This is a genomic window from Micromonospora globispora (assembly GCF_003857015.1).
Taxonomy (GTDB): Bacteria; Actinomycetota; Actinomycetes; order Mycobacteriales; family Micromonosporaceae; genus Micromonospora; species Micromonospora globispora.
Window position 1 is genome coordinate 1 of the sequence record NZ_QGGF01000469.1, and the last position, 11,307, is coordinate 11,307.

Consider the following 11,307-nt stretch of genomic DNA (forward strand, 5'->3'; position numbering starts at 1 on the left):
GACTGATCCTGGTCGGCTTCAGCGCCGACGACCCCACCTCGGGCAACCAGGCCACCACCAACGTCGACAACCCCCAGCAGGTCCGGCAGCTCACCACCGGGCTGCGCGACGCCGCCGGGAAGCTCGCCGCCGGCTCCGCCCCCTTCCTGATCGGCACCGACCAGGAGTACGGCGTGGTCACCCGGATCACCGACGGGGTGACCCTGCTGCCGAGCCCGCTGGCCGCCGGCGCGGCCGGGAAGCCCGAGCTGACCGAGGCCGCCTGGCGGGCCGCCGGCAGCGAACTCGCCGCGATGGGGATCAACCTCGACTTCGCCCCGGTCGCCGACGTGCTGGCCACCCGGAGCACGGTGATCGGCTCCCGCTCCTTCGGCGCCGACCCGCGCAACGCCTCCGCCCAGGTCGCCGGCGCGGTGAAGGGGCTGCAGTCGGCCGGCGTGGCGGCCAGCGTCAAGCACTTCCCGGGGCACGGCCTCAGCGCCACCGACTCGCACAAGGACCTGCCGGTGATCGCCCAGCCCCGCGCGGTGCTGGACCGCACCGCGTTCCCGCCGTTCCGCGCCGGGATCGACGCCGGCACGATGGCGGTGATGTCCGCCCACCTCGACGTCAGGGCCGTTGACCCGGGCACCCCGGCGACCTTCTCCAAGAAGCTGCTCACCGACGTGCTCCGCGGCCAGCTCGGCTTCCAGGGGGTGGTGATCACCGACGGGATGAACATGCCGCCGGCCAGGCGCTGGTCGCCCGGCGAGGCGGCGATACGCGCGCTCACCGCCGGCAACGATCTGATCCTGATGACCCCGAACGTCGGCCAGGCGTACAACGGGCTGCTCGCCGCGCTCCGCGACGGGTCGCTGCCCCGGGCCCGCCTGATCGAGGCGGTCACCCGGGTGCTCACCATGAAGTTCAAGCTGGCCGACCGGCCCGCCCCGGACATGTCCACCCTGAACACCGCCGAGCATCGGAAGGCGGCGGCCGACCTGGCCGCGGCGGCGGTCACCGTGCTGCGCGGCCGCTGCGGCGGGCCGGTGGGCAACCCGGTCACCGTCACCTCCTCCGGCGGCCGGGACCGGACCCGGGCGGCGCTGACCGAGGCGCTCACCGCGGCCGGGGTCAAGGTGGTGCCGAGTGGGGGCACCGTGGTTCACCTGGTCGGGTACGGCGACGACGCCGACGACCTGCGCGCCGACGCGGCGGTGACGGTGGCCATGGACACCCCGTACGTGCTGGCGGACGCGAAGTCGCCGACCCTACTGGCGACGTACTCGTCCAGCCGGGCGTCGATGACCGCGCTGGCCGGGGTGCTCGCCGGCAAGGCCCGCCCGGGCGGACGGTCCCCGGTGCCGGTGCGCGGACTGCCGGCCACCACCTGCGGCACGTGACCGTCCCGGGGCGGGTCCGCTGACCCGGTGACCGGGTGCGACGGGAGCGACCGCCAGCAGCCCGACTGGTAGCGTTCGGGCGTCCACCGCCGCAGGGAACGGAGGTCGAGCGCCGTGACGCGACCGGAGCCGGCACTCTCGGTGGTGGTGCCGATGTTCAACGAGGAGAGCGTCCTGCCGCTGCTGGTTGAGCGGTTGCGCGGCGTCCTCGACGGACTCGGCGAGGCGTACGAGGTGGTGGCCGTCGACGATGGCAGCACCGACGGCACGGCGGCCCGGCTGACCACCGTGCGCGGCGACTGGCCCGAGCTGCGGGTGCTCCGGTTGCGACGCAACAGCGGCCACCAGGCGGCCCTCGTCGCCGGGGTGCTTCGCGCCCGCGGCCGGTACGTGCTGAGCATCGACGCCGACCTGCAGGATCCGCCGGAGGTCATCGTCGAGATGCTCCGCCGAGCCCGAACCGACGAGCTGGACGTCGTGTACGGCGTCCGGGTCGACCGGAGCCGGGACACCGCGTTCAAGCGGTGGACCGCGGCCGGCTACTACCGGCTGATGCGCCGGCTGGTCGGCCAGCAGGTGCCCGCCCACGCCGGCGACTTCCGACTGCTCAGCCGGGTGGTGGTGGAGGCACTGCGGGAGCTGCCCGAGCGCAGCCCGGTGCTCCGGCTGGTGGTGCCCTGGCTCGGTTTCCGCAGCGGCGAGGTGACCTACGAGCGGCAGCAACGCGCCGCCGGGCGGACGAAGTACCCGCTGTCCCGGATGGCCGCCCTCGCCGCCGAGAGCGTCACCAGCTTCTCCGCGGCGCCGCTGCGGGTCGCCACCTGGCTGGGGCTGGCCGGGGTGGCGGTCTGCGGGGTGCTGGTGGTGGTCGCGGTGCTCGCCTGGTTCGCCGGCGCCACGGTCACCGGCTGGCCCTCGCTCTACATGGCGATCCTCTTCCTCGGTGCGGTGCAGCTGCTCTGCCTCGGCCTGCTCGGCGAGTACGTCGCCCGGATCTACACCATCGTGCAGGGCCGGCCCGCGTACGTGGTGGCCAGCGACAGCGCCGCCGGGTCCCCGGCCCGGGGGATTCCGGACGGGGACGTCGTCGAACTGGCCGACAGCCTCCGGTGACCGCACTCACCACCGGGCGGGCGGCCCCGTCGACCGTTCAGCCGCGCCGCCGTCGGGCCGCCGCTCGGTACGCCCCGGTCGCCGCCGGCTCCGCCCTCGTCGCGATCGTCCTGCTCACCACCGGCACGCCCGCGCCGGACATCGCCCGCTGGACGGCGTACGCCCTGCTGGCCGTGCTGCTGCCCGGCACGCTGGTGTACCGGGCACTGCGCGCCCGGCCGCACACCCTGGTCGAGGACCTGGCGATGGGTGGCGCGGTCGGGCTGGTGCTGGAGCTGGTCGCCTGGGCCCTGTTCGCCGCCGTCGGGGCGCCCGGGTGGCTGCGGCTCTGGCCGCTGGCGGTGGTGCTGCCGTTCGCGACCGTGCCCCGGCTGCGCCGGCACTGGCGGGTCCGGTTTCCCACCGCCGCCCCGTCCGGCTGGGCCTGGTCGCTGGCGGCGGTCGTCGCCGGCTTCACCCTCTACCTGAACGAGTCGTTCCTCCGGGTCAACCCGGTGCTCCCCACCGACGAGGGGCAGGCGCAGTACATCGACCTGGCGTTCCAGCTCTCCATCGCCGGGGCGGCCACCCACCAGATGCCGCCCGACGTGCCGCAGGTCGCCGGGGAGCCGCTGCACTACCACTGGTTCGGCTTCGCCCATCTCGCCGCGACCAGCCTGGTCAGCGGCGTCGACCTGCCGACGGTCTTCTTCCGGCTGGCCGTACCGGCGCTCTGCGCGCTGGCGGCCGTGCTGGTGGCCGTGGTGGGCTGGCGGATCACCGGCCGCCCGTACGCCGGGGTGGTCGCCGCCGCGCTGATGTTCACCGTCGGCGAGTTCGGCTTCGAGAACGGGTACCGGCAGCTCTTCGGCAGCCAGGCCACCTTCATCGTCTGGGGCAGCCCGTCGATGACGTACAGCTGGGTGTTGCTGCTGCCGCTGATCGCGGCGCTCGGCGAGATCGTCGGCCGCCCGCGCGGGGTGGCCGTGCCCCCGTTGGGGCGCGGCGCCTGGGCCCTCGCGCTGCTGTTCCTGGCCGCCTCGACCGGCGCCAAGGCCAGTTCGGTGCCGGTGGTGCTGGCGGCGCTCGCGGTCACCGCCGTGCTGCTGCTGGCCGCGCGCCGGCGGCTGCCCCGGGCGGTGCTCCTCGCCGGCGGGCTGGCCGTGGCCGCGCAGCTCTTCGCCACCGCCGTGCTCTTCGCCTTCGAGAGCCACGGGGTGACCGTCGACCCCTTTTCCGGCCTGCGCACCTACGTCGGGACCGGCCACTCCGCCGGGGTCACCGCGCTGCTCTGGGCCGCGGTCGTCGTGGCGTTCCTGCTCAACCTTCAGCTCCGGCTGGCCGGAGTGGTGGCGCTGCTGCGGCTGCGCCGCTGGCGACTGGAACCGGTGCAGCTCTTCCTGCTCGGCGGCGCGCTCGCCGGGCCGGCGACCTACCTGCTGGTCGGGCACCCGGGCAGCAGTAACCAGTACTTCACCCGGGCCGGCTTCGCCTTCGGGGTGCTCCTCTCCGCTTGGGGCTGGGTGGAGCTGGCCGACCGGGCCGCCCTGCCGCCCCGGGGACGGCTGCTGCTCGGGGCGGGCACCGCCGGGTTCGCGGTGCTGCTCACCGCGGTCCAGCTCAGCGCCGCGGTCACCTCGCCGGCCACCCCCGCGTACGCCCCGGTGCTGCCGCTGCTCTGTTGGGCCGCCGGCCTGACCCTGGTGGCGCTGCTGGTCGCCCTCTGCTGGCCGGTGCTGGTCGGGCGCTGGCCCGCGCTGGCCGGTCGGGGCACCCTGCTGCTGCTCACGGCGGCGCTGGTCGCCGGCGCGCCCGGGCTGGTCATGGACGCGGCCGCCGCCCACCACTACCCGAACGGCGGGGCGTACGCGGTGGTGTCGATGCCGGCGTCGCGGGTCGAGGCGGCCCGCTGGGTCCGTGCCCACAGCGCCCCGGACGACGTGGTGGCCACCAACGTGCACTGCCGGCAGGTGGTGAACGGCTGGTGCGACGCCCGCTCGTTCTGGCTCAGCGGCTACGCCGAGCGCGCAGTGCTGGTGGAGGGGTGGGCGTTCGCGCCCCGGATGGTGGGCCTGCCCGAGGGCCCGTACGCGCCGTTCTGGGACGCCGGGCGGCTCCGCGCCAACGACGCCGCCTTCACCACCCCCACCGCCGCCGGCCTCGCTGAGCTGCGGGACCGGTACGGCGTGCGGTGGCTGGTGGTCGACCGGGAGGTCGCCCCCGAGTCCCCGGAGCTGCGGTCGCTGGCCGACCTGCGGTTCGAGAACGGCCGCATGGCCGTCTACCGCCTGCGCTGACCCGCCGTTCGCCGGCGCCGGTCGCTACTCGCGGCCGATGCCTCGTCACCGTCGCCGCTGTAGGCGCAGCCGATCGCCCAGTCCTACCCGGTTGGGGCGCCGCCGTAGCGGACGGAGCGTGACGCCACGCCGGGGCCGGGTGGGTTCTCTTCATCCTTTTCGGGGCGACCCGCCGGTATCAGCCCTCGATCGGGCGGTGGGCGCGGAGCATCAGCGAGACGCCGGGCAGCGACGTCACCGGCAGGTACCGCTCGGCGGTGATGATCGCCCGCAGCCCCAGGTTGACCAGCGGGTGCAGGTCGTCCAGGTCGCTGCCGGTGGAGCTGCGGCGCCGCCAGGCGGCGACCGGCCGGAGCACCACGTTCCAGCTCCACAGCTCGTCGACGACCAGCCCGGCCTTCTCCACCACCGCGCGCAGCGAGGCACGGTCGTAGCGGCGGACGTGCCCCACCGCCACGTCGTGCGCGGACCAGAGCCGCATGTCGGCCGGTACGGCGATCAGCGCCGTGCCGCCCGGCCGCAGGGTGCGCCGGATCTCGGCGGCGGCCAGGTGGTCCTCGTCGAAGTGTTCCAGGATGTCGAAGGCGACCACCAGGCCCAGGCTGGCCGAGGGGATCGGCAGATGCCGGGCGTCGGCGCGGATTACCTCCAGGCCGCGCTCCCGGGCCACCCCGGCACCCTCCGGGCTGTACTCCAGGGCCAGTGGCCGCCAGCCGTGCGCCCGCAGCACCCGGGTGTTGCCGCCGCCGGCGGCACCGATGTCCAACGTCCGCTCCGGCCGCACCCCGGCGGCCGCCAGCCGACGCAGCGCCCGGCCGAGCAGGACCCGCCGCTCCCGGTACCACCAGTGGGTGTCCTCGAGCGCGGCGAGCTTGCGGATCTCGGTCGCCTCCACGCACAGACGGTAGCAGGGCCCCTCCGAGCGGAGGGGCCCTGTCGATTGCACCGTCTACAGCGGGATGTTGCCGTGCGCACCCCGGGCGGCCGGGGCCGCGGCGAGCGCCTCGGCGATCCGGCGCCGGGTCTCCTCCGGCTTGATCACGTCGTCCACCACGCCGATCTCCAGCGCCCGGTTGACGCCACCGGCGACCCGGATCTGCTCCTCGATCAGCTGGGCGCGCAGCGCCTCCCGCTCGTCGGCGGGGGCGGCGGCCAGCTTCTTGCGGTGCAGGATGTTGACCGCTGCGCTGGCGCCCATCACCGCGACCTCCGCGTTCGGCCAGGCGAAGACCGCGGTCGCGCCGAGCGAGCGGGAGTTCATCGCGATGTACGCGCCGCCGTACGCCTTGCGGGTCACCAGCGTCACCCGGGGCACCACCGCCTCGGCGAACGCGTGCAGCAGCTTCGCCCCGCGCCGGACCACGCCGTCCCACTCCTGACCGAGGCCGGGCAGGTAGCCGGGAACGTCGACCAGCACGATCAGCGGCACCCCGAGCGAGTCGCACATCCGCACGAACCGGGCCGCCTTCTCGGCGCTGGACGCGTCGAGGCAGCCACCCAGCCGCAGCGGGTTGTTCGCGATCACGCCAACCGTCCGGCCGGCGAACCGGCCGAGCGTGGTGACGACGTTCGGCGCCCACTTGGCGTGCAGCTCCACGCCGGGGTCGTCGAGCAGCGCCTTGACCACCGGCTTCACGTCGTACGCCCGGTTGGTCTCCGCAGGCATCTTCGCGGCCAGGTCGTGGCCCTCGTCGCCCACCGGCACGTCGTCCGGGCAGAGCCGGCCCTGGCGCCCGAGCAGCGCGGCGAGCTTGCGCGACTCGGCCATCGCCGCCTCGTCGTCCTTGCACGTCACGTGGACCACGCCGGAGCGCCGGCCGTGCGGCTCCGGGCCGCCGAGGCGCTCCATGTCGACCTGCTCACCGGTGACACTGCGGACCACCTCGGGACCGGTGACGAAGATCCGGCCCGCCCCGCTCATCACCACGATGTCGGTCAGCGCCGGGCCGTATGCGGCACCACCGGCCGCCGGGCCGAGCACCACCGAGATCTGCGGCACCCGGCCGGAGGCCCGGACCATGGCGGCGAAGACCTGCCCGACGGCGTCGAGCGCGACCACGCCCTCGGCCAGCCGGGCACCTCCGGAGTGCCAGAGGCCCAGCACCGGCACCCGCTCCCGGACGGCGGCGTCGATGGCGTCCACGACGTGCCGGCACCCGTCGGTGCCCATCGCGCCGCCCATCCTGGTGGCGTCGGTGGCGAACGCGATCGCCGGCGTACCGTCGATCTCGCCTCGCGCCCAGAACGCACCGGAGGTGTCCCGCGGCGAGGCCAGTCGCAGCGTGCCGGCGTCGAACAGGGCCCGGAGCCGGACCTCGGGGTCGCGGTAGTCCACTGTCGAGATGTCCGTGCTCACTGCGGTCGTGGTCACGTGTGCCTCCAAGGCTGTGGTCTCAGGCCCGCGTGAAGACGAGAGCCACGTTGTGGCCGCCGAAGCCGAACGCGTTGTTCAGCGCGGCGGGGATCTCCATGTGACGCGCCTTGTGGGCGGCCACCTCCAGGGTCAGGCCCTCGTCCGGGTCGTCCAGGTTGATCGTCGGCGGGACGACACCGTCGCGGATGGCGAGGATGGTGGCGATCGACTCCAGCGCGCCGGCCGCGCCGAGCAGGTGACCGGTCATCGACTTGGTCGCGGCGAGCACCGGGTGGTCGCCCAGCGCCTGACGCAGCGCCCCGATCTCCAGCATGTCGCCCACCGGGGTGGACGTGGCGTGCGCATTGACGTGCATGATGTCCATCTTGGCGACATCCGCGTCCGCGATCGCCTTCTTGATTGCGCGGATCGCGCCCTCGCCCTCGGCGTGCGGCTGCACGATGTCGTACGCGTCCGAGGTGATGCCGGCGCCGGCGAGGCGCGCGTAGACCCGGGCGCCGCGGGCGGCGGCGTGGTCGGCGCGCTCCAGGACCACCACGCCCGCGCCCTCACCGAGCACGAAGCCGTCGCGGCCCTTGTCCCACGGGCGGGAGGCCCGCTCCGGCTCGTCGTTGCGGGTCGACATTGCCCGCATCGACGCGAAGCCGGCGATCGGCAGCGGGTGGATGACCGCCTCGGTGCCACCGGCCACCACCACGTCGGCCCGGCCGGCGCGGATGATGTCCAGGCCGAGCGCGATCGCCTCCGCGCCGGTCGCGCAGGCGCTGGCCACCGAGTGCACGCCGGCCTTGGCGCCGAGTTCGAGCCCGACCCAGGCGGCCGGGCCGTTCGGCATCAGCATCGGCACGGTGTGCGGGGAGACCCGCCGCGGGCCGGACGCCTCCAGGATGTCGTCCTGGGCGAGCATCGTGGTGGCGCCGCCGATGCCGGAGCCGACGCTGACCGCCAGCCGCTCCGGGTCCAGCCCGGAGTCGGCGAGGCCGGCGTCGGCCCAGGCCTGCTGCGCGGCGACGAGGGCGATCGCCTCGGACCGGTCGAGCCGGCGCAGCCGGACCCGATCCAGCACCTCGGACGGCTCCACCGCGAGCTGAGCGGCGATCCGGACGGTCAGTTGCGCCGCCCACTCCTGGGTGAGCGGACCCACCCCGGAGCGGCCGGCGAGCATGGCGTCCCAGGTCGACGCGACGTCCCCGCCGAGCGGGGTCGTCGCGCCGAGCCCGGTGACGACGACGTCGTGGCGAGTCATGATCAGGACTGCGCCTCGATGTAGCTGACGGCGTCCCCGACCGTCTTGAGGTTCTGCACCTCGTTGTCGGGGATCTTGACGCCGAACTTCTCCTCGGCCGCCACCACGACCTCCACCATGGAGAGCGAGTCGACGTCGAGGTCGTCGGTGAAGGACTTCCCCTCGGCCACGTCGTCCGGGTTCACCCCGGCAACCTCTTCGAGGATCTCGGCGAGGCCGGCGGTGATCTCGTCACGGGTCATTTCGGTTGGTTCCTCTCATCGGGGGTTGTCGACGGCCGACGACGCCGGCCGTCACTCCTCGGCGCAGGGCGCCGGAGGGGGTCTTCAGGGGCAGCGGACGACCTGACCGGCGTAGGTCAGGCCGCCGCCGAAGCCGAACAGCAGCACCGGGGCGCCCGCGGGGATCTCCCGCCGTTCGACCAGCTTGGACAGGGCCAGCGGGACGCTCGCCGCCGAGGTGTTGCCCGACTCGACGATGTCCTTGGCGATGATCGCGTCGGGGATGTTCAGCCGCTTCACGATGCCGTCGATGATCCGCGCGTTCGCCTGGTGCGGCACGAACGCGGCCAGCTCGGACGGGGCGACCCCGGCCTTCTCGCAGGCCTGCAGCGCGAGCGGGGCCAGCGCGGTGGTGGCCCAGCGGAAGACCGCCTGTCCCTCCTGCGCGATGTACGGGCGCCAGCCCTCGATGCGTACCGCGTCGCTCTTCTCCGGCACCGAGCCCCAGACCACCGGGCCCACCCCGGCGGGCTCGTCCTCCGCGGCCGCGGTGACCACCGCCGCGCCGGCGCCGTCGCCGAAGATGATGCAGGTCGAGCGGTCGGTCCAGTCGGTGAAGTCGGAGAGCTTCTCGGCGCCGATGACGATGGCGTTGCGCGCCGCGCCGGCCCGGATCGCGTGGTCGACCGTGCCGAGGGCGTACGCGAAGCCGGAGCAGGCGGTGTTGATGTCGTACGCGCCCGGGGCGGCGATGCCGAGCTTGGCGGCGACCCGGCAGGCCACGTTCGGGCTGCGGTCGACCGACGTACAGGTCGCCACCACGACGAGGTCGATGTCGGCGGCGGTGAGGCCCGAGTTGGCCAGCGCCTTGCCGGCGGCCGCGGCGGCCATGTCGGCCACCGTCTCCTCACCGGCGATCCGCCGGGTGACGATGCCGACCCGGTCGCGGATCCATTCGTCGTTCGTGTCGACCATCTGAGCGAGCTCGTCGTTGGTCACCACCCGCGAGGGCTGGTAGTGCCCCATCGCGACGATCTTGCTGCCGGTCATGCGTGGCCTCCGATGCGGGCGAGCGGCTGACCCGGTGCGACCGGGTCGTCGTGGTGGGCGAGCCACTCGGTGAGCAGCCCGCTGTCGTGCGCGGTCACCTCGACCGGCCCCTGCCGGGTGGTGACGTGACCGATGACCTGGCCGGTACGGAGGTCGGCGCCTTCGGCGAGCTCCTCGGCGGGGGTGAACGTGCCGGCGGCGGGGGAGACCACCACCCGGAACTGGATGACGGGCTCGTGGCCGCCCAGGCCGCTGTGCCGGGCGATCAGGTCGCGCGCCGCGGGCAGGTCGTCGGGGGTGTTGAGGGTGACGATCTCCGGCGCGCCGCCGGCCTTCAGCTCCCGCTTGACCAGGCCGGCCAGGGTGCCGGCCGGCGCGAGCTCGATCACCCCGGTCACCCCGAGGTCGGCCAGGGTGCGCATGCAGAGGTCCCAGCGCACGGGTGCGGTGACCTGGCGGACCAGCCGCTGCACCATCTCCCGGCCGTGGTTGACCGCCGAGCCGTCCAGGTTCGACAGCAGGATCCGGGCCGGGTCGGACGGGGTGATGCCGGCGGCCACGCCGGCCAGCGCGGCCTCGGCCGGGGCCATGTACGGGGTGTGGAAGGCGCCCGCCACCTGGAGCCGGATCACCCGGCTCTTCGCCGGCGGCTCGGTGGCCAGCTTCTCCAGCCCGTCGACCGCGCCGGCGGCGACCACCTGGCCGGCACCGTTGCGGTTGGCCGGGTACAGCCCGTGCGCCTCGATCGCGGCGAGCACCTCGTCCGGGTCGCCACCGAGGACGGCGGCCATCCCGGTCGGCTCCAGCGCGCAGGCGGCGGCCATCTCACGGCCGCGTACGCCGGCGAGGGTGATCGCCGCCTCCGCGGGCAGTACCCCGGCGAGGGCGGCGGCGCCGAGTTCACCGACACTGTGCCCGGCGGTCACCGCGACGTCGTACATCGGCAGGTGCTCGGCGGCGAGCAGCGCGGCCGCGACCAGCAGCGGCTGGGTGCGCGCGGTGTCCTTGATCTCCTCCGCGTCGGCGTCGGTGCCGAGGTGCACCAGGTCGACGCCGGCCAGCGCGGACCACCAGCGCAGACGGGCCTCAGCGTCGGGCAGGTCGAGCCAGGGGGTCAGGAATCCGGGTTTCTGGGAACCCTGTCCGGGTGAGAGTACGGCGAGCACGTGTATGACTCTGACGGATACTCACCAGTCGCGCTGTAGCGCAGGACACGAAACCGCACTAGAACCTTTGGAGGTTTCCTACAAAGATCGGCGGTGGTCGTCACCTGTCTGTGATGTTTTCCTGACGCCTGGGCTCATTGTCTGGGTCGGGACCGGTGTGCCGCCCGGGACGATCGGGTCGAGCCGACCGACGGTCAGCGCCACCTGGAGCGCGAACGCGTCCCGCGGCGCCAGCGGCGAGAATCCGGTCACCTCGGCGATCCGCTTCAGACGGTAGCGGACGGTGTTGGGGTGCACGAAGAGCGCCCGGGCGGCGCTCTCCAGCGTGCCGGCCGCCGCGAAGAAGGCGTCCAGCGTCTCCAGCAGCTCGCCACCGGCCCGGACGAGTGTGGCGTACACGTCGTGGCGCAGCCGGCGGCGGGCCTCCGCGTCCCCCGCCAGGGCCCGCTCGGGCAGCAGCTCGGCGGCCGGCACCGGGC

General features: G+C 74.3%; 10 protein-coding genes. 3 read left to right on the plus strand and 7 right to left on the minus strand.

All coding sequences use genetic code 11. The features are described 5' to 3' along the window. The 3 genes from DKL51_RS25185 to DKL51_RS25195 form a co-directional block, all read left to right on the plus strand. Nucleotides 1-1,382, plus strand: a 1,382-nt coding sequence (locus DKL51_RS25185) for a glycoside hydrolase family 3 protein (protein ID WP_124812573.1), incomplete at its 5' end; no start/stop codon positions are given. A gap of 114 nt (nt 1,383-1,496) precedes the next feature. Then, nucleotides 1,497-2,495, plus strand: coding sequence for a glycosyltransferase family 2 protein (locus tag DKL51_RS25190; protein WP_243422455.1), 999 nt, complete (start codon nt 1,497-1,499; stop codon nt 2,493-2,495). After that, nucleotides 2,492-4,771 carry a hypothetical protein gene (locus tag DKL51_RS25195; RefSeq protein WP_109945497.1) on the plus strand — a complete coding sequence of 760 codons (2,280 nt, stop codon included), beginning with the start codon at nt 2,492-2,494 and terminating at the stop codon, nt 4,769-4,771. The genes DKL51_RS25190 and DKL51_RS25195 overlap by 4 nt, the downstream gene beginning before the upstream one ends. 178 nt (nt 4,772-4,949) lie before the next feature. On the opposite strand, the gene DKL51_RS25200 is transcribed toward DKL51_RS25195, so the two are convergent. The 7 genes from DKL51_RS25200 to DKL51_RS25230 all read right to left on the minus strand — a co-directional run. Further along, on the minus strand, nt 4,950-5,666 hold the full coding sequence (locus tag DKL51_RS25200; RefSeq protein WP_109945496.1) for a class I SAM-dependent methyltransferase: 717 nt from the start codon (nt 5,664-5,666) through the stop codon (nt 4,950-4,952). A gap of 54 nt (nt 5,667-5,720) precedes the next feature. Further along, nucleotides 5,721-7,142 (minus strand): acyl-CoA carboxylase subunit beta, encoded by a 1,422-nt coding sequence (locus tag DKL51_RS25205; RefSeq protein WP_109945495.1) that lies wholly within the window; start codon nt 7,140-7,142, stop codon nt 5,721-5,723. Nucleotides 7,143-7,164: 22 nt separating this feature from the next. Beyond that, a complete protein-coding gene (gene fabF, locus DKL51_RS25210) occupies nt 7,165-8,391 on the minus strand; it encodes a beta-ketoacyl-ACP synthase II (RefSeq protein ID WP_109945494.1) in 1,227 nt (408 codons plus the stop codon). A 2-nt stretch (nt 8,392-8,393) separates the two neighbouring features. Next, nucleotides 8,394-8,633 carry an acyl carrier protein gene (locus tag DKL51_RS25215; protein ID WP_007072348.1) on the minus strand — a complete coding sequence of 80 codons (240 nt, stop codon included), beginning with the start codon at nt 8,631-8,633 and terminating at the stop codon, nt 8,394-8,396. Between the two features lie 84 nt (nt 8,634-8,717). Next, entirely contained in the window at nt 8,718-9,662 is a 945-nt protein-coding gene (locus DKL51_RS25220) for a beta-ketoacyl-ACP synthase III (RefSeq protein ID WP_109945493.1), read from the minus strand. Further along, nucleotides 9,659-10,828 (minus strand): acyltransferase domain-containing protein, encoded by a 1,170-nt coding sequence (locus DKL51_RS25225; RefSeq protein WP_124812574.1) that lies wholly within the window; start codon nt 10,826-10,828, stop codon nt 9,659-9,661. Before DKL51_RS25225 ends, DKL51_RS25220 begins: the two co-directional genes overlap by 4 nt. 78 nt (nt 10,829-10,906) lie before the next feature. Beyond that, a partial coding sequence (locus tag DKL51_RS25230; protein ID WP_148097842.1) for a PucR family transcriptional regulator occupies nt 10,907-11,307 on the minus strand: 401 nt, incomplete at its 5' end.

Excerpts from the sequence above, each read along its gene's own strand:
- fabF (WP_109945494.1), bottom strand. The coding sequence starts at position 8,391 with ATGACTCGCCACGACGTCGTCGTCACCGGGCTCGGCGCGACGACCCCG.
- DKL51_RS25215 (WP_007072348.1), bottom strand. The coding sequence starts at position 8,633 with ATGACCCGTGACGAGATCACCGCCGGCCTCGCCGAGATCCTCGAAGAG.
- DKL51_RS25220 (WP_109945493.1), bottom strand. The coding sequence starts at position 9,662 with ATGACCGGCAGCAAGATCGTCGCGATGGGGCACTACCAGCCCTCGCGG.